The following is an 18,964-nucleotide window of genomic DNA, read 5'->3' as shown; positions in this document are numbered from 1 at the left end:
AAGACATGGATTCGAAATCGACCTTCATAGCTTTCGGCTTACCTAGGCGCAGGAGCCGCAAGATTTGGGTCGGATCGGTTCCGGTAGGCGGCGATGCACCGGTAAGTGTCCAGTCTATGACAACTACAAAGACAGCCGACGTTGAAGGCACTTTGCAGCAGATTTATTCCCTAGCTGCTGCGGGATGCGACATTGTTCGAGTGACTTGTAACGAAGAGGAAGCGGCTGAGGCTTTAGCTGAGATCGTTCCTCGCTCTCCGGTTCCTATAATCGCTGACATCCACTTTCAGTACAGACTGGCTCTGGCGGCTATAGAGGCAGGAGCTCATGGTGTCCGTGTAAATCCCGGCAACATACGCAACCCTGAGCACATACGGGCGGTGGCACGTGCCGCCAAAAAAGCCGGGATCCCCATTCGCGTAGGCGTAAATGCAGGATCGCTCGACAAAGATCTTTATGCACGCTTTGGAGGAGCGACCCCCGAAGCCCTAGTCGAGTCGGCTCTTGCGGAAGCGGCACTTCTAGAAGGGGAGGGATTTCGCGATATCAAGATCTCTGTCAAGGCGTCGTCGGTGCCGCTCATGATTGCGGCATACAGGATGCTAGCCGAGCGATGCGATTACCCCCTTCACTTAGGTGTTACCGAATCCGGACCACTACCTGAGGGTTTGGTCAAGTCGGTTGCAGGTATTGGCACCCTATTGGCCGAGGGAATCGGAGACACGATCCGGTTTTCGCTGGCCGCCGATCCTGTCGAAGAGGCCAGAGCTGGGCGATCGCTCCTAGAGGCGTTGGGATTGCGAGAACGAAGCGGGGTTGACCTTGTTGCGTGTCCTAGCTGTGGGCGGGCCGAGATTGACGTGATCAAGTTAGCCACTATGGCTAGGGACGAGCTAAGAGAGCGAGGACTTCCTTTGCAGGTCGCAGTTATGGGATGTGTGGTCAATGGTCCGGGTGAAGCCAGAGAAGCCGACCTCGGTTTGGCTGCGGGGAGGTCTGGTGCGCACTTGTTCGTCAAAGGGAGCGTGGTACGAGTTATCAAGCTAGACAAGAGCACCGACGATCCCTATCGGGCAATGGTCGACGAGCTAGTCGAAGAGGCTGAACGAGTTGCCCGAGAAGGAGTGGAAAAAAGGCTAGAACAGGCTGACGCGGTAGCAGCTGCTGAAGCGGAGAGAGAAGCCGCACAACTCCGCTCACAAAAGATCGATCCAAACAAGGTTGCACAAAGGACGCTTCGGATAAGGGCGATCACTAAAAAGCCCTGACGCTGCTGCTTTTGTTTTCTGCAGGGGAGCGCTCAGTTATGTAATCAAGGTAGTTCCAGGCCGGTGCTATAATCCGCCACAAAGGGCCTGATTGTTTATCCGGTGGGCATGTGCCCACTATTTTTTTGCCGAAACAGCGTCTGCGGCGGGAAACCAGACAAAAGAGGATCGTATCCATGGCACAGCTTGCCGGTGAAGTCCTCGAGAGAATAGAAAACCTACTGACGGCTATGGGAGTCGAGTTGGTGGGTGCCGAATTGACCGGGCCGAAGAGGCGGCGGTTGCTTCGGATCACGATCTATCGGCCCTCGGGTGTCGATATTGGTCTTTGCGAAGAAGTATCAGAGGTGGTCAGCTCTCTTTTGGACGAGTTGGACCCGATCGAGAGCAGCTACATCCTTGAGGTTTCCTCGCCGGGGCTTGAACGCAGCCTCTCGACGTTTCGAGACTTCGAGCGGGCCATAGGGGAGTCGGTTCGGCTGGTGCTAAAAGGAGGGTCCGTTGTCGAGGGCGTGCTGGAGGAGGCAATGCCTCGAGGGGTTAAGGTTCACAGCGAAGAGGGATCCGTCGAAGTCGCTTACGAGGATTTGAAGTCTGCAAGGACAGTGTTCGATTGGTGAGTGCTAGGCCCGCAAAGAGTTATCGGAGGAACAGTGAAACGCCCAGAACAACTTGAAATTCTCGAGGCTCTGCGGACCATAGCGCGCCAGAAGGACATCCCTTTCGAGATGATCCTCGACGCCTTGGCCAATGCTCTAGTGATTGCCTACAAACGTATGCCTGGAGCTGCACAAGATGCCCGGGTAACGATAGATCCCGAAACCGGCGACATTCACGTCTACGCCCAAGAGTATGACGAAGAAGGAAACCTCGTGCGTGAGTGGGAAGACACCCCTGACAACTTTGGGCGGATAGCCGCTCAGACTGCTAAGCACCAAATGGCCCAGAGGATCCGAGAAATCGTACGTGAGCAAAAGTTTAGAGAGTTCGCTGGCCGGGAGGGAGAGCTTGTTACAGGAATCGTACGACAGACCGACCCCCGATTCTTGCTACTCGACTTGGGTCAGATCGAAGCTTTGCTCCCCCAAGCAGAGCAAGTGCCTGGGGAGCGTTACGAGCCAGGGAGCCGAGTTCGGGCCTATATAACCGAAGTACGCAGGGCATCGAAAGGCCCTCAGATAAAGGTCTCGCGGACTCATCCAGACCTAGTCCGGCGCCTCTTCGAGCTTGAAGTTCCAGAGATTTTGGATGGTACGGTGGAGATCAAAGCCATCGCTAGGGAGCCTGGGCAGCGTACAAAGATTGCAGTCAAATCCAATATTCCCGAGAAAGATCCAATTGGAGCCTGCGTAGGACAGAGGGGGTCTAGGGTTCGAGCGGTCGTGAACGAGCTCCGAGGTGAGAAAGTCGAGATCGTCGAATGGAGCGAGGATCCAAGAAAATTCGTCGCCAACGCTTTACAGCCAGCCACTGTAAAAAGTGTCGAGATAGATGAAGAGACTGAGACTGCGCACGTTGTGGTACCGGACCATCAGCTGTCATTGGCAATTGGAAGAGAGGGGCAAAACGCACGACTAGTGGCAAAGCTTACCGGCTTGCGCATTGACATAAAAAGCGAGTCTCAGGTAGCCGAGGAAGCTGAACAGTCTGCTGAGGCAGAAGTTGCCCAGAGGGCAGACACACCCGCAAAAGATGTGGAGGCGGATGCTACTGGTGTGGGACAGGGGCCAGAGGTCAGTGAATCGACTACCGAGGAGTCAATAGTGACAGGAGAGTTGCCGACTGGATCTGACGAAGAGGGATCTGATAGCAACGCATCTGAAATACCACCGAGCCAAGCTTTAGCCCAAGCAAGCGATGCGAGCTGAGGGAGTAACACCAAGATCGAGTGCGCCAGAAAGTCAGAGGCAGACACGTGCCATTGCGCACGTGTGTTGGGTGTAGGAGAAAAGCGCCAAAACAGGAAATGCTGAGAATCGTTGCAACAAAGGATGGCCGGGTCGAGATAGATCCGGTCGGCTCGATGCCGGGTAGGGGTGCATACGTGTGCTTTGCGGATACTTGCCTGTCGTCCCTCAAGGTATCAAGGCTCGAGAAGGCGTTGCGTATCAACGTTTCCACAGGCTCGGTCTCTCTGGTATCGGATGTTTTGAAAGCGATTCAAATGGCAGCATCTACCGGCTTCAGGGATTCAAGTTCGGAGCTTATGCAGCGGATGCGACAAAGCAAGCCTATTGAAGATCGAGGGATCGAAACCCAGGGTGAGGGTGGCAAAGAGTCAGAGGAGAAAGATTGGGTAAGCAAGTAGGAGAGCTCGCTAAAGATCTCGAAATCCCTATGGAAGAGCTGCTCCAAGTTCTCGTGAAGCTCGGTATCGAGGGCAAATCTGAGTCGGATGTTCTAGAGGAAAGTGAGGTCGACAGGGTTCGAATTCAGTTAGCTGGAAGACGGAAAGCAGGCACAAGAAGGAAAACTCTCGCCAGGAGAGGAGTTCAGAGGCCGAAGCCGGCGGCCGCCAAGCCTACCGAAGTCGAACCGAAGGAACCAGAAAAACAGGCAAAGCAGACATCGTCTGCAAAAAAGCAGCGACCGAGCAAGAAAAAACTCTTGGAAGCGGCTGCAACCGGATTCGAACAGCCAGATTCTCAAGCTACCCTTCGCAGGTTGGGGCGGGCTGTGCGTGTACAAAAGGAAGAATCGGTGCCGAAGGCACCAACGAGCCAGTCCGCCAAAGAAAAGCTAGGGCGAAGGAAGGCTGCTGCGCCTCCCGCGGTGGCCGCGGCTTCCGGTTCCGAGCCTGGAGGTGTCGAGCAGAGAGATTCAAAAGAGAAGCCTAGGAGTGAATCTCTATCTCAAAAGAGCGAGGGAAAAAAGCTTGTAGAAGCATCCTCCCGCAGTGTGCGTGAAGCTCTACCACTTGCAGATGCGAAAGTTAGGGTCGAGGAGGAAGTAGAGCCTTCGACCGAAGCGCCTGTAACCGCGGAAGTTGGCAAATCTGACACCGAAGAATCTGCAGACGAATCGCCGGGCGCCATCACATCAGTGGAGGAATCTTGGGAGGCTGTGGAGGTGCTTCCAGAGGTGCCTGTTTCCGCGCCAGCCCGGCGGAAAAAACTCAAGAAGCGTGGCGTAGAGGAAGAAGAAGTCCGGCAAATTCGGAGGAGGACAGAGCCGTCGGTACCAGTAGTCAGCTCAGTTCAAGTCCGACGGGGGATTACGGTCGCAGAGTTTGCGACTCTTATAGGAGTGTCTCCGTCCGAGGTAGTAAAGAAGCTGATTGAGTTGGGAGACATGAAGTCGGTCACGATGAGTCTCACCGACGAGGAGGTCGAGCTCCTAGGTGAGGCTTTTGGAATCGAGGTATCGATTGCTACCCCTGACGTTTTGCGCAGTCAGGAGGAGGCTCAAAGAGCGGAAAAAGAGGCTGCTGAAGACGAAGGTAGGCTTAAACCTAGACCTCCAGTGGTCACTGTCATGGGTCATGTCGATCACGGCAAGACGCTCCTGCTTGACAAGATTCGTCAGACGAATGTTGTAGAGCGGGAGGCTGGGGGCATCACTCAGCACATCGGCGCTTACCGGGTCGTTCACGACGGACGGTCGATTACTTTCATTGATACGCCGGGACACGAGGCGTTTACCGCTATGCGAGCCCGGGGAGCTTCCGTGACCGACGTGGCTGTACTCGTCGTAGCCGCTGACGACGGTGTAATGCCCCAGACCATAGAAGCGATTTCTCACATACGAGCAGCCGGCGTGCCCTTTGTAGTTGCCCTGAACAAGATTGACAAACCCGAAGCAGATCCCCTTCGAGTCAAAACGCAGCTCACTGAGCACGAAGTGGTAGTTGAAGAGCTCGGTGGCACTGTCCCGTGCGTCGAGGTATCTGCCAAAACTGGTGAAGGAATCCCAGATCTGCTCGATGTGATTTTGATCGTAGCGGAGCTCGAGGACCTCAAGGCCAATCCCGACGCTCCAGGGTCAGGTGTGTGTATCGAGGCACACGTCGATCCGGGTAAGGGCCCTGTTGCGACCGTACTAGTGCGCCGCGGAACGGTCCGGAAAGGAGACCCTTTTATCGCAGGCCTCACCTTTGGGAGAGTGAGGGCCATGCACGACGAAAACGGTCATACGATGGAAGAGGCGGGCCCATCGACACCCGTTCAGATAACCGGATTTGAGCAGGTTCCAGAGGCTGGAGACGACTTTCGAGTTGTTGCGGAAGAAAAAGAAGCCCGACGTATAGCGGAGGATAGAGTCCTCGCAAAGCGCCAAGCCGAGGCTGTAGCCCCGCGTGTGATCCGGCTAGAGGATATCCACGAGAGAATGGCAGCCCAAGAGCGGTCCCGCCTTGGCCTGATCCTAAAAACCGACACCCAGGGGTCGCTCGAGGCATTGACGGAGGCGCTGAGAAAGTTAGAGAGACCCGAGGTCCAGCTGGAAATTGTCCACAGAGCCGTCGGGGGAATCACCGAAAACGACGTGAGGCTTGCTCAGGCAAGCGAGGCTCTAATTATCGGTTTCAACGTTAGACCCGACGTAAACGCACGCAAACAGGCAGCGATTGCCGGAGTGGAGATTCGTACCTACGATGTCATCTACAAGGTAACCGAAGACATAGAAGCAGCTCTTTCTGGTCTTCTAGAACCGGAGACCGAGGAAGTGGTAACAGGGGCTGCCGAAGTGCGAGCCATATTCAAGGTTCCCAGAGTGGGCGTGGTGGCTGGATGTTATGTACAAGATGGAACCATCACCCGTGGATCGGATGTGAGAGTACTGAGAGATGGTGTTGTTGTATACACAGGGCGGATAGCTAGCCTGAAGCGATTCAAAGAGGATGTCAAGGAGGTCCAGGCTGGTTTCGAATGTGGCGTGGGCCTCGATTCCTTCCAAGACGTAAAGGAAGGCGACGTCTTGGAGACTTTCGAAGTTCGAGAGGTAGCGAGAGGGCGATAGGTAGGCGTCGGTGCACGCCGCGGCCGTGCGCTTCGACCTGAGACTGGAAGGAACGCGCTCCCTGAAAGACAAGCGGCGTGTTCTCAAGCCTCTTTTGGAGGCTTTGAGACGCAAATTCAACGTCTCGGCGACCGAAGTCGATTTTCATGATCTCATCGGTAGGGCCACCATCGGAATCGGCGTCGTATCGACGGAGGCTTTCCAGATTTCAAAGACAACGCGCCAGATAGAGCGCTTTATTATGTCCTATCCTGAAGTCGAGATAATAGATTTGGAAATTTCTTATTTAGACAGATTGTGAGTGCAGCTGGTATGGAAGACTTCGGGGTTTTTAGCAGCCGGCGAGCCCGGCGCCTCGCTGCACTGCTGAGACAGGCGATCTCCGAAGAGCTCGCAAGGATGGCCGACCCATCCCTACAGGATGCGGTGGTGACTGGCGTCGACGTTGGTGTAGATCTTGACCTCGCTACTGTTTATTTTTTCGTGCGAGGAGGCGCTGACGCTGTCGCCGCAGCCCAAACAGCTCTCGAGAGATCACAAGGGAGGTTGAGAACCTCGCTTGCTCACCAAGTCCGGATGAAGCGGGTGCCCAAGTTGAGATTCAAGGTTGATGAGGGCATCGTACGAGGTATATCCGTTGAGGAGCGGCTTGCAGAGATAGCGAGGGTCTCCACCTCCAACAATGCTGTCGTGAGCCACAGCGATCTGCAGCGCGAGGCTGGAGTTGTTGCGGAGGCTAGCGTCAGCCCCGAGGATGGCTTTACTGTGAAAAGAGGCCGGTTTCAGTGAGTGAAGGCAACCGATGGGCACCTGCGACTCCTGTACTTGGGGGTCCCGAGCCTTGTGACCAACTCGACCTGGCCGCTAGAGTTCTTGACAAAGCTGAGAGAGTGCTTCTCGTGTGCCACATGTCTCCGGACGGAGACGCCCTTGGATCCATGCTAGCCATGATGCACTTTCTCACTGCATCTTCCAAGGAAGCGGTGTCCACGTTTCCGGAGCCCTTCGTCGTGCCTCCTCAGTACCGATGGCTCCCGGGTGTCGACCTCTTAGCTCCACCTGAGACAGCAAGGGAGCTCAACGCTGATGTAGCGGTGACCTTTGATTGTGCCAGTCGTGACCGGACAGCGGAGTTGTCAGATGCATTGGACGCGGCGTCTGACATTATTGTTTTCGATCACCATGCTTCCAATTCAGGGTATGGAAGTGTGAATTTGATTTTTCCAGAGGCCAGCTCGTCTTCAGAGATTGTCTATGATTTCTTGGCCCACATCGGAGCCGCATTGAGCCCTGACGTGGCGACGTGTCTTTACGTAGGGATTGCAACAGATACGGGCCGCTTCCAATACCAGAACACCAGTCCACGGGTGTTCGCGATCTGCGCGAACTTAGCTTCCGTGGGCTTAGACATCGCCGGTATCTCGCGAAAAGTATTCGAAGAGAGTCGTCTGCCCGTTCTCAAGTTGCTCGCTCTGGTAGTCGAGAGAGCTCAGTTAGACAAAGATGCGGGTGCTGTTTACTCCTGGTTCGACTACCGGGATTTGCAGCGCTACGGTGTCCATGCCTCTGAGACCGAGAACTACATAGATGTGCTGCGACAGACAAGCGAGGCAGACGTGGCGATCCTTGTAAAGGAACTGAACCCTGGAGTAGTAAAAGCTTCAATTAGATCTTTGGGAAGGGTTGACGTCGCTCAAGTGGCCGGATTGTTCGGCGGCGGTGGGCACAAGATGGCGGCAGGCTTCACGAGCGATCGCAATGTTTCCGAGACCATCCAAGCTATCCTAGAAAATCTTCCACGATGGGAGCCTCGGGGATACTCCCCGTCCTGAAGCCCAAAGGCCCTACCAGTCACGACGTAGTAGACGAGCTGCGCCGTTTATATCGTGAGAAGCGGGTAGGTCATGCTGGCACCCTCGATCCCATGGCCTCGGGGGTACTTCTCGTTGGCGTGGGCAAGGCCACGAGGATCCTTCGGTACTACCACCTTCTGGATAAGTGTTACGAAGCGACCATCGCCTTTGGAGCTGGAACCGATACCTTGGATGCTGAAGGCAAGGTGATCGAACGGGCCCCAGCCGACTTCGATCCTGATGCACTAGAAAAAGCGCTCAGCCGCTTCCGAGGTGAGTTATATCAGATTCCCCCCATGGTCTCAGCACTCAAGCAGGGTGGTGAGCCGCTTTACAAGAAGGCGCTGAGGGGAGAGTTAGCAACGCGCTCTCCGCGAAAGCAGAGGATCTACGAACTCTTCTTATCCGCACCTTTGAGGAGATGCGCAGATGGCCTCCTGCGCGCTTCAGTGAGGGTAGTGTGTGATTCTGGAACATACGTAAGGGTCCTCGCTGCTGATATCGCAAAAGCGCTGGGAACTGTTGGGTACTTGGAGAGTTTGATCCGTACCTCTATAGGCCCCTTTGATCTCGACCACTGTTATACACTTGAGGAACTCGCTTCCCTGTCGCAAGACGAGCGCCTCGCCAAGCTTTTATGGGATACAAAAGCAGTTCCGCACCTTCCAATAGTGATGCTTGATGGAAAAAAGGCGCTCGCGGTCTCTCAAGGAAAGGCTCTGGAGCTCACACCAGCCTTAGCGTGTTCGATCGCTGTCGAGACAACTCGGGTACTAGATTCAATACCTCATCTAAGGGAGTCTTTGGCCGATTGCGAAATGCTTTCTATAGCGCCAGGAGATACTCAGGGCAGACATGAGGTTTCCCATAACAGCACATCTTCGCACAGAAGTTCCCGTGGTCGCTCAGCTTCTGAATCAGGGGTGGAGCCGAGCGGCGATGCATTGGCGAGAGGGGTTAGGTTAAAAGATAGAACGTGGTACGTGGGGCCGGTTGCTCTCGTCGGCCCCGAGGGCCGCCTTGTCGCAATTGTAAGGCCGGCAGGCGGTATTCTCGCATTCGACTGCGTTCTCGTTTGAGCACTGGGCGGATGGCTCCGGACATTTCATCCTACCCAGTTGTCCCACGCTTTCGGTTAGGCGACACATAAAGAGACTTTCGGGTTGTGCGGTGGTGATTTAGACATGGAGATAATAGACGACCTCTCGCTTCTACCAAGCCCCAAGGAAGGATCGGCCATCACTATTGGAAACTTTGACGGAGTCCACAGGGGGCACCGCGCCGTTATAGAGCAGGTAAGGTCCGAGGCTCGAGACAGAGGGTTTCGCTCTGGGGTCGTAACTTTCGACAGACACCCGGCTGAGCTCCTTCGCCCTAAGAAGGCCCCCTGCCGACTTAGCGAGCCAGAGCGAAAGATTGAACTGCTCTTAGAAACCGGCGTGGACTATCTATGTGTGCTGCGATTCGACCAGGAGCTGGCTGACATGGAGCCGGGAGACTTCGTAAGAGAGATTCTAGTTGCAGGCTTCAACGTACGCTTGGTTGTGGTTGGAAGAAATTTTCGCTTCGGTCGGAATCGGCGGGGCAGCCTTGCACTGTTGGAGGAGATGGGTGCTAGGTTCGGATTCTACGCCGAGGAAATGCCGTTAGTGTCGGTGGAGGGCTTCGACATTTCGTCCACCCGCATTCGGGCGGCAGTTAGCCACGGAGACGTCGAATGGGCCGCTTCGGCTCTCGGTAGGGAGTACTCACTGAGAGGAATTGTTCTAGAGGGTGACAAAAGGGGCGCTACGTTGGGCTTTCCGACCATGAACATCTTTCCTCCCGAGAGGATGTGTTTGCCTGCCGACGGTGTATATGCGGGTTGGACTGTAGTAGATGGATCCAAGTACCTAGCAGCGATCAACGTTGGAAGGCGGCCAACGTTTGTGGAGGAAGGCACGGTATTGGTCGAGTCCTATTTGCTCGATTACGAGGGCGGAGACGCTTACGGTAAAACAATAGAAGTTGGGTTTTCTAGGTGGATCAGGGGCGAGTACCGCTTCGCCAACGCCCAAGAACTCGTCGAGCAAATCGCACGAGACGTAGAAGAGGTTCGCAGGTCCGCTGGAAATGCCTGAGAAAGGCATTTGGTTGCTCACTGTTCCTCTTGCTGGTATAGCCATCGCAGCTGCGTTCGTAGGAGCCGTAGTGTTTGTAGTAGCTACTTTTGCTGGAGCCCCGCAGGATAGGGGGGCAAAAACTCCCCGAGCCCGCTCCGTACCTGTCCACAACTTGTGCTCAGCAGCAATCCAGGTTGGATGGGTTTCAGTAGATCCTCGAGTTCCCTTCGATAAAGACGCGGCAAGTCACTTCTTCCCAGGCGCATTTTACTCAGAGGGATCGGAGTGGCCGCGAGTAGACGAATACGCTAAGTACACCAACCAGAGTGGGGTCCTCGAGCCGGGGAGGGATGATGTTTTAGCGTTCGACGAGGCGAGCTATCCAAAACGCCGCCTCCTAGTTCTGGCGGTTTACGATCCGAAGGACGGGAGAGGAGCTGGCACCCCCGCCTTTGAGAGAGTAGAGGTCTTCGATATTGGAGACATGGTGCCGCATGAGGTTGTATTAGAGGCGCGAGACGGCGATTGTTTACCGAGGCCACCCCTTGACCGGCGCTATCAGTTCTGATAGCGTCTTGTTACTGCACCGCAGCTTCGCCAGCCAGCCCCCCGGTTAAGGCGAAGAGGCGGTGCTTTTGTTGTTGTCCTTTAGATTTAATTTGGGTTTTCATAGGGCGTGGTAATATCGTCCCTAAGCGGGGTCGCGCTTACATCGTCGTGAGATAGTGGCGCCCTTTGGAATAACCAAGCGGCCTCTTTGTAATCTCTGGGCGCTCGAAAAATTGTGAGACTAGGCCGGAGAGTAACTTGCCAATAGACAAGCAATCTATTGTAAGAGAGTATGCTGCCAGTGAAAGGGACACCGGGTCAGCCGAAGTACAGATAGCGCTGCTCACTGCGCGCATTGAGCATTTGTCTAAGCATCTCGCCCAGCATCCAAAGGACTATCACACGAGGCGTGGCCTTCTGATGATGGTAGGTAAGCGTCGGAGGCTGCTCGACTACCTCCGGCGAAAAAATATACAAAGATACAGGGAGATCATAGGGAGGCTCGGTCTGAGGCGATAGTTCAGTAGAGGTTTGGATTTCTCGCTCCGTTGAGCGGCGTCAGTTGTCAGTGGCCATGGCTGGTGGGGATGAGTAGCAGTCTTGATAGGATATCTGCTTGCATTTCGATTCTACCAGTCTTGACCACCGGGAACAGGCGCCGGCGTCTCGTTACCGGTCGCAGTTAACGGTTACTCTCTCGCCAATGCGAGAGCATCCGCCTCGTAGTGGTGTTTGCGCTAACCGCAGAGCTTCACCTTTCCCTTTTGGCTCGAGATAGGAGGTCATTTATGAGCCGACGCATGTCCGTTGAGTATCGCCAGGGCGAGGCTAGCTATGTCTTGGAGACCGGGCGCTACGCGCTTCAAGCAGACGGTGCAGTGACCGTAACGGTAGGGGAGACACAGGTACTTGTGACTGCGGTCGCTTCAAGGACTCCCCGAGCCGATATCGACTTCTTTCCCTTGCTCGTCGATTTCGAAGAACGGATGTACGCCGTCGGGAGGATTCCAGGCTCGTTCTTTCGCCGAGAAGGTAGACCTACAGAAGGCGCAATTCTTGCTGCCCGATTGGTCGACCGTTCGCTCAGGCCCAACTTCTCGGAAGACATCCGCAATGACATTCACATCGTGGCAACAATTCTCGCGGTGGACCTTAAACAACCGGCCGACGTACCTGCGATGAACGGAGCCTCTGCAGCGCTCATGATATCGGGCATCCCATTTGAAGGGCCCGTCGGCGCAGTGCGGCTCGCGTACATCGATGGCCAGTGGGTTCCGGCGCCAACCTACGACCAGATTGAGGAATCGACATTTGAAATCGTGGTTGCGGGAAAGAAGGTGGGAGATGACATACAGATTGTAATGGTAGAAGCCGGGGCTCCTGCGGAGTCGTTCGCCCGCATTGAGCAGGGAAAGCCGGGGTGCGACGAGAAAGCTTTGGCAGAAGGGTTGGAAGCAGCGAAACCCCATATTGAGGCTTCAATTGCTGTACAAAACCAGCTTCGCGAGATGGTCTCTCCAGAACCCAAGGACCTTCCAAGAGTCCCACCTTATTCGGCAGAAGTTTTCGAGGCTGTCGAGTCCGCGTACAGTTCACGAGTCGCAGAGGTTATCCGCATATCTGACAAAAAACAGCGGACAGAGGCCGAGACAGCATTGGTCGAGGAAGCTCGCACTGAGCTGGGGACGCGGTTCGAAGGAAAGGAATCCGAGATTTCGAACGCTTTGCGATCCCTTATCAAAAAACAGGTAAGAAGGCGAATTCTCGAAGAAGGGCTTCGTATAGACGGAAGGAGGCCGGACGAAGTCCGGCCAATTTACTGCGAAGTTGGGATCGTTCCAAGAGCACACGGGTCAGGACTGTTTCAGAGGGGGGAGACCCAGGTGCTAAACATCGCGACTCTTGGCATGCTCCACCTAGTACAGCAACTGGACACGCTGTCACCTGAAGAAACAAAGAGGTACATGCACCACTACTACTTCCCGCCGTTTTCTACGGGCGAGGCCTATCCAATTCGAGGACCCCGGCGGCGTGAAATCGGTCACGGAGCGCTTGCGGAGAGGGCGCTCTTGCCCGTTATTCCCTCCCAAGATGAGCTTCCTTACGCACTGCGCTTGGTTTCGGAGGTTCTTTCGTCGAACGGCTCTACTTCGATGGCTTCAGTATGTGCGTCGACTCTTTCCCTTCTCGACGCAGGCATCCACATAAAGGCCCCTATCGGAGGTGTTGCGATGGGCCTTATTTACGACGGTTCTAACCACGTTACTCTCACCGACATCCTGGGCGCGGAGGATGCCTTCGGAGACATGGATTTCAAGGTAGCTGGAAGCCGAGACTATCTGACAGCTCTTCAGTTGGACACCAAGATCGGCGGGATACCGATTGAAGTGCTGTCGTCTGCTGTAGAGCAGGCAAAGGATGCCCGGCTTTTGATACTCGACAAGATGGCCGAAGTTATGCCTGCTCCTCGCGAAGAGCTGTCCGAGCATGCGCCTCGGGTTATCACTTTGAAGATCCCCACTGACAAGATCGGAGATGTCATCGGCCCCAAGGGTAAGGTGATAACAGAGATTCAGAACGAGACCGGCACCGAGGTAACGGTAGAAAATGACGGGACGGTCTTCGTCGGATCTACGAGCCTAAAGGCTGTCGAAGAGGCGGTAAAGATAATCGAGAGCATAGTATATCCTCCCGCTCCCGAGCTCGGAAAGCGCTACCGAGGAGTCGTAGTCTCCACGACAAAGTTCGGCGCTTTCGTGAATTTCTTGCCTGGAAAGGACGGATTGATTCACATATCCAAATTGGGTAAGGGTCGCCGAATTGCGAGGGTTGAAGACGTCCTTTCAATCGGAGACGAAATAGATGTCGAAGTGGTAGAAATCGACGAACAAGGAAGAGTAAGTCTCGATCCGGTGGGCCTGGAGGAACGCGAAACAGCCACATCAGAGGAAGGCGGCAACGGCGGCGCGGCGAACAGCATTGCGCCGAGTTCGGAGGAAGCCGCAACGAGGGTGGGGCAGCCGTCGTCAGCGTCGTCTGGAGAACTCTCAGCCACACGAGAAGGGTTGCATGCAAAAGCTCAGAGCGGGATTGCAGGCCAGGGAGGCGAGGGTCAAGAAGTGGGTGCTGACACGGAGGCGGGCGCTGGCACGGGAGAAGTCTTTACGACTGCATACTCAGCATCTCAAGAACCCGAAGAAACCGATTGGGAAGGAGACACCCGAGCTGAGGGTGCTGAGGTATCAGCTCGCGCTGGGCGTGTTGGAGAGGCGATTACCGGTGAAGGGGATCGAACCGAGCAACTTCGAAGTGAGCAACCGCGCCGCTTGAAGAAAGAAATGGCGAACTTTGAAGACTACTTCGATCAGATAGCAGAGGAGACCTGGGGAGCTTTGGGGCCGAGACCTCGTTCGGCTCGCCGAGACAGAGGTGAAAGGTCTCAGCAGGAGTCGAAGTCAAGGGGAGGACAGCGTTCCGGTGGGCCACGAGAGCGTCAGAGAGGATCTCAGCCACGTCAGAAGAAGCGACCCCCTAAGCGTGGACGAATCTGAATGCTGCCCTGAATGACAGGGTTTGGTGGAAGTGGTGAAACTAGCGCGTGGTGAAAGTCATCATCGAGTCGTGAAGGAAAAGCTTGCCAACGGAGTCACGCTAGTGGCTGAGCGCGTGCCAACTGCCCGGTCTGTCAGCATAGGGGTGTGGGTGCCAATCGGGTCGCGAGACGACGAGGAGTTGTGTGCTGGTGAGGCGCACTTCATCGAACATCTCGTGTTCAAGGGAACTACCACCCGTTCAGCCCTTGACATAGCTCGAGAGATCGATGCTTTAGGCGGGGATTTGAATGCTTTTACGAGCAGGGAAATGACGTGTTATTACGCTCGGGTCCTGGACGAGTTCGCACCAAAGGCAATTGAGCTTCTAGCTGATATATCCTGCAATCCCGCGTTCGACGAAAAAGAGGTCGAAACCGAGCGCAACGTCGTGTTCGAGGAAATAAGGGCGTCCCTCGACGATACGGCTTCTTTGTCCCACGACTTTTTCAACGAGGCTTTTTGGCAGGGACATCCGCTTGGTAGGCCGATCGCAGGGACACTTGCTACGGTAGCCTCTCTCGACCGCGACACCCTCTTAGAGCGGTTCGAGCGTTGTTATGGAGCTGGCAGCATGGTCATTGCTGCGGCAGGAAACTTAGACTTCGAATCATTCAAGGAAGCCGTAGAGGAGTTTTTTGCCGACCTAAGGGATGCCTTTGTGGCGGAGCGTTTTCCGCCTTCGCGGCCTGCCTCTCTTCTCGCTGTCGGAAAGAGGGACTCCGAGGAAGCGCACATCTTTTTGGGAGTAGAGGGTTTGAAGCGTGACGATCCGCGACGTTATGCCCTGTTGTACCTAAACCAGATTCTGGGGGGATCGACGTCGTCCCGGCTTTTCCAGGAGATAAGGGAGAAGCGGGGTCTGGCGTACTCGACCTATTCGTTTTTTGACCAATACGAAGATGCAGGGTGCTTCGGCGTGTATGCGGCGACCTCTGCGCAAAGGGCATCCGAAGTCCTTTCCGTCATGCGTGACGAGCTTTCGAAGATCGCTACCGGTGAGATCGAAGAAGACGAATTTGAAGTGGCTCGCGGTCACATAGCCGGGATGTTGGTCTTGGGCGACGAGGACACCGGATCTAAAATGGGGCGCCTCGGACGATCTCAGATTGCTCTTGGAGAACCCATAAGTCTTGAGGAGCTGCTGGACGAGACTGCCAAGGTTACGCTCGACGATGTATCCGATCTTGCCAAGACTCTCCTAAATGGATCGCCTTGTACTACGGTTGTGGTGGGCCCCTTTGATCGTACCTACGGTGAACGTTTTATCGATGCGGAAGAAAAATTTCTGTACTCGGACTCTCCTCATGTTTGCGTCGACGACGATGACCAGAAGGGACCAGCAGACCCGGTTCTGCCCCAGTAAGTGAAGTGGGGCCTAATTAGATAGCCGATACAACACAGTCGCCATGTTTTCGGGGAGGTTGAAGTAGATGTTGAGGGTCGGTGTCTTTGGTGCTGCTGGAAAGATGGGGCAGGAGGTTTGCAGGGCAGTAGCTGAGTCGAACGATCTAGAGCTGGTTGCAGCCGTGGATCCGGCACCTCCGCCTGGAGCCACCAGCACTGCAGGCGTCGAGATCTCTCACAGTCAAGAGGCAGTTGCCCGGGCGGGAGCAGATGTCGCTGTGGATTTTACGCATCCCGACGCAGTTCTCTCCAACGCCTTGTTCTGTCTGGAACACGGAATTCACGTCGTAATTGGCACGACCGGACTGTCAACAGAGGCATTGGATCGAATCAGAGCGGCGTGTACCGAGGCCAACGCCTTTGTAGCTCCAAACTTTTCTATAGGGGCGGTTCTTATGATGCATTTGGCCACGAAGGCAGCTCCGTACTTTGACCGTGTTGAGGTGATCGAGGCGCACCACGACCAAAAGGTCGATGCTCCTTCCGGAACCGCCCTTAGGACGGCTCAGCTTCTCTCGATGGCGCGTCCAGGCGGATGGCCATCCCCTCCGGAGTCGAAGGAGATGGTTAGCGGTGCGAGGGGCTCCATTGTGGACGGTATTCGAATACACTCGGTGAGGCTGCCTGGAATCGTAGCCGACCAAACCGTTGTGTTTGGTACTGAAGGACAGACTTTGTCAATTGCCCACCGCACCACGGATCGCTCGAGCTTTATGCCGGGTGTCTTGGCAGCGATCCGCAAGGTTCCGGAGCTCGATGGACTTACTGTCGGGCTCGAGAAGCTATTGGGCCTCGAGTAGGGTCGAGGTTGGCCGTGCCATCAGGCGAAGTGGACCGCCGTATTGTCGATGCGGCGCTCACTTGTTACAGAAAGTTTGGTGTTCGCAAAAGCACGCTAGAAGACATCGCTCGAGAGGCGGGTGTTTCGCGCGCTACAATCTACCGCTACTTCCCCAACAAGGACGTCCTGTTACGTGTCGTAATCTCGCAAGAAATCGCCCGCATCCTGGGACGGTTTCAGGCAGAGCTAAACTCAGGCGACCGCCTTGCAGATAGACTCGCTCGTGGCATCCTCGCTTTACAGGAGGAGCTATCGTCACACCGAACTTTACACTCCGTTTTTGAGCTGGAGCCGGAGCTGCTTCTACCTCAGCTGACCGTCGAGGGGCGCGCTTCTCTGGCGATGTTGGCATCATTCATTTTGCCGGCTCTCCGGTCGGCAGCCACGCTGGGAGAGATCGGACAAGAAAATCTTGATGAAAAGGCCGAGTGGATATCGCGAATGATGGTTAGCGAACTGGGTAGGGCAGGCTTGGGACGTAGGTTTGCTGGATACGAGGCGGTGTTAGATTGGGTTGAAGCCAGGCTTATGCCAGCATTGCTCTTTGAGGAAGACGAGAGTACATGACAAACGGACGCAGCAGCGATACTGGCGCCAACTCGGCGAATTCTACCAACGGCGATCCGAAACACGATATTCACTCCAAAATCTATGACGCAGCTCTGAAATGTTTTGCGCGCAATGGCGTGTCCAAAACATCGATAGAAGAGATAGCCAAAGTAGCAGGATGCTCCAGGGCGACAATCTATCGACACTTCAAGAGCAAGGAATCAATCGTGGCAGGAGCGATCCGATGGGAGGCCGCAAAGTTTTTCTCTGCTCTTGAGAAGCGGCTCGAAGGATTCAGCAACTTAGAAGAGCTTTTTGTCACATGCGCGACTACAGCGGAGGAGTTCATCGGAGGTCACAGCGTAATTCCAACGATCGTTGAGGGGGAGCCTGAGCTTCTTCTGCCGCATGTGGCATTGGATGCCCCATTGGTAGTCAAGGTATCCACTGATTTCTTGGCCCCTTACGTCGATAGCCTCATGGTCAGGGGAGATATAGATAGGGACAATCCATCCGAAATTGCCGAGTGGATTGTCCGCACAGTGCTCGGTTTTTTATTGGTGCCCTCCCGGAGGTTCGACCTCGGTAACAAGGATGACATGGCCCGCCTTGCTAGGAGATATCTAGCTCCTTCCCTGAGGCGGTCTCGGTTGCTGCTGGCCCAGCATCGGAGGAAAGGTCTTTCGACTTCGGGCGAGCGCCTGGTTAGGTAGTAAGCCACAGGTTTTGTCACAGGCCTCAGCATATGTAAACTTTGTTCATTGGTATCCCTTGTGGGGTTTTATGCCCTATTGAAGAGGTCCACACTTCTGTCAGAGATGCACAACAAGACTGCGCGAAGTGCCTCTATGCACCGCCGGTCTTGTGGGTAAAGGTTGGGGAACACAGGGTAGTCCGGAGAACAAAGGTGCTGGCGCTCACCTTCGAAGGATTTCTGTTTTACGCCGCGATAGTAGGGTCTGTCGTCGGATTCATTGCATATCGCATATACGTTGCGTCGCGCCGTGTTGCGTTATGGAAGAATGGGCACGCGCCGGGTCATGAGTCTTTTATGGAGCTACCTTACGCTCGAGACCTAGTCTTTTTAGCTGCCCGAGAAATCTTCCCTCGGCACTACACCCTCGAAACGATCGGTGATCGAGAACGGATTGTGCTTGGCACCAAAAAAGTTTGGCTACTCCGCACCGAGCGCGTGTCCGTCAAAGTTTCCCCGACGCTGGCTGGGAGCGAAGTATTGTTCGCGAGGTTGGGACCATTATGGTGGAGACAGAAAAAAGGTGTACCTACACCCGAAGCGCTCGCTTTCTTCGAAGACTTGCGGTCCACGCTACAGTATTGGCAGCAGACTGGCTGGGGAGGACGCAGCGGAACCACACCAAATACGGAGTCCTCAGCCTCAGCAGCTACGGCAGAACGCGGTTCATTCTAGGCGCCCGGTAAAGAGTACTTCTCAGCCTGGCTGTGTCCATTCAGGAGGAACCGGCCGTATACCGCGCGCCTGAGGGGGTGAGGCTGGCCTTTCGCCCCCCTCACCTTCTTTGTCTTTTTGTTTCTCCTCATTCAAAAAGGAAAGGTCGGTAGGCAGCATCTGCGTTTTCCCTGCCTCTTCCGGGCGCGGAGGTTGAGGTGGAACCGGCCTCCCTTGCGAAGGCGCTGCTTCTACAGGAGGTGGGATCGGTCCTGTTCTTCTAGGGCTAGGGGGCGCTACGCCTGGACGAGGGGGCGCCCCAGCCGGTGCTTGCCCGGGTCTCGGCGGCATAGATGGGGGTGCTGGTGGTGACCCAGAAGGTTGCCCGGGTGCTCGGGATTGAGCTTGGGGTGCTGCCGTTGCAGATACTGGTGGCGGAGG

The 18,964-nt window shown here is 55.2% G+C and carries 18 protein-coding genes; all 18 read left to right on the top strand.

The window, feature by feature from the left end:
- The first annotated feature begins 5 nt into the window (after positions 1–5).
- The 18 genes from C4318_08345 (at position 6) to C4318_08260 (ending at position 18,544) form a co-directional block, all read left to right on the top strand.
- On the top strand, positions 6–1,268 hold the full coding sequence (locus C4318_08345) for a 4-hydroxy-3-methylbut-2-en-1-yl diphosphate synthase (GenBank protein ID MER3455145.1): 1,263 nt from the start codon (positions 6–8) through the stop codon (positions 1,266–1,268).
- A 176-nt stretch (positions 1,269–1,444) separates the two neighbouring features.
- Entirely contained in the window at positions 1,445–1,888 is a 444-nt protein-coding gene (locus tag C4318_08340) for a ribosome maturation factor RimP (protein ID MER3455144.1), read from the top strand.
- A gap of 33 nt (positions 1,889–1,921) precedes the next feature.
- A complete protein-coding gene (locus tag C4318_08335; protein ID MER3455143.1) occupies positions 1,922–3,136 on the top strand; it encodes a transcription termination/antitermination protein NusA in 1,215 nt (404 codons plus the stop codon).
- Positions 3,137–3,234: 98 nt separating this feature from the next.
- The gene (locus C4318_08330; GenBank protein ID MER3455142.1) at positions 3,235–3,576 is read left to right on the top strand and encodes a hypothetical protein; all 342 of its coding nucleotides are present in this window, start codon (positions 3,235–3,237) and stop codon (positions 3,574–3,576) included.
- Positions 3,561–6,224, top strand: coding sequence for a translation initiation factor IF-2 (locus tag C4318_08325; protein ID MER3455141.1), 2,664 nt, complete (start codon positions 3,561–3,563; stop codon positions 6,222–6,224). Before C4318_08330 ends, C4318_08325 begins: the two co-directional genes overlap by 16 nt.
- A 10-nt stretch (positions 6,225–6,234) precedes the next feature.
- Positions 6,235–6,525, top strand: coding sequence for a DUF503 domain-containing protein (locus C4318_08320; protein MER3455140.1), 291 nt, complete (start codon positions 6,235–6,237; stop codon positions 6,523–6,525).
- Positions 6,522–7,013, top strand: a complete 492-nt coding sequence (rbfA, locus tag C4318_08315) for a 30S ribosome-binding factor RbfA (protein ID MER3455139.1) — start codon at positions 6,522–6,524, stop codon at positions 7,011–7,013. Before C4318_08320 ends, rbfA begins: the two co-directional genes overlap by 4 nt.
- Positions 7,010–8,056: a DHH family phosphoesterase gene (locus C4318_08310; protein MER3455138.1), complete on the top strand. Its 1,047-nt coding sequence runs from the start codon at positions 7,010–7,012 to the stop codon at positions 8,054–8,056. Before rbfA ends, C4318_08310 begins: the two co-directional genes overlap by 4 nt.
- Positions 8,026–9,156: a tRNA pseudouridine(55) synthase TruB gene (truB, locus tag C4318_08305; GenBank protein ID MER3455137.1), complete on the top strand. Its 1,131-nt coding sequence runs from the start codon at positions 8,026–8,028 to the stop codon at positions 9,154–9,156. The genes C4318_08310 and truB overlap by 31 nt, the downstream gene beginning before the upstream one ends.
- Positions 9,157–9,261: 105 nt before the next feature.
- Positions 9,262–10,197, top strand: coding sequence for a bifunctional riboflavin kinase/FAD synthetase (locus tag C4318_08300; GenBank protein ID MER3455136.1), 936 nt, complete (start codon positions 9,262–9,264; stop codon positions 10,195–10,197).
- Positions 10,190–10,747, top strand: a complete 558-nt coding sequence (locus C4318_08295; protein MER3455135.1) for a hypothetical protein — start codon at positions 10,190–10,192, stop codon at positions 10,745–10,747. The genes C4318_08300 and C4318_08295 overlap by 8 nt, the downstream gene beginning before the upstream one ends.
- A gap of 239 nt (positions 10,748–10,986) precedes the next feature.
- Entirely contained in the window at positions 10,987–11,247 is a 261-nt protein-coding gene (locus C4318_08290; protein MER3455134.1) for a 30S ribosomal protein S15, read from the top strand.
- 206 nt (positions 11,248–11,453) lie between these two features.
- A complete protein-coding gene (locus C4318_08285) occupies positions 11,454–14,279 on the top strand; it encodes a polyribonucleotide nucleotidyltransferase (protein MER3455133.1) in 2,826 nt (941 codons plus the stop codon).
- A 22-nt stretch (positions 14,280–14,301) separates the two neighbouring features.
- Positions 14,302–15,684: a peptidase M16 gene (locus C4318_08280; protein MER3455132.1), complete on the top strand. Its 1,383-nt coding sequence runs from the start codon at positions 14,302–14,304 to the stop codon at positions 15,682–15,684.
- A 70-nt stretch (positions 15,685–15,754) separates the two neighbouring features.
- Positions 15,755–16,525, top strand: coding sequence for a 4-hydroxy-tetrahydrodipicolinate reductase (locus C4318_08275; protein ID MER3455131.1), 771 nt, complete (start codon positions 15,755–15,757; stop codon positions 16,523–16,525).
- Entirely contained in the window at positions 16,510–17,133 is a 624-nt protein-coding gene (locus C4318_08270) for a hypothetical protein (GenBank protein MER3455130.1), read from the top strand. Before C4318_08275 ends, C4318_08270 begins: the two co-directional genes overlap by 16 nt.
- Complete coding sequence (locus tag C4318_08265) at positions 17,130–17,828, top strand: hypothetical protein (GenBank protein MER3455129.1); 699 nt, start codon at positions 17,130–17,132, stop codon at positions 17,826–17,828. Before C4318_08270 ends, C4318_08265 begins: the two co-directional genes overlap by 4 nt.
- A gap of 194 nt (positions 17,829–18,022) precedes the next feature.
- On the top strand, positions 18,023–18,544 hold the full coding sequence (locus C4318_08260; GenBank protein MER3455128.1) for a hypothetical protein: 522 nt from the start codon (positions 18,023–18,025) through the stop codon (positions 18,542–18,544).
- Positions 18,545–18,964 lie beyond the last annotated feature (420 nt).

Source organism: Acidimicrobiia bacterium, assembly GCA_040289475.1.
GTDB lineage: Bacteria > Actinomycetota > Acidimicrobiia > ATN3 > PSLF01 > PSLF01.
This window is presented reverse-complemented; position numbering and strand designations above follow the sequence as displayed.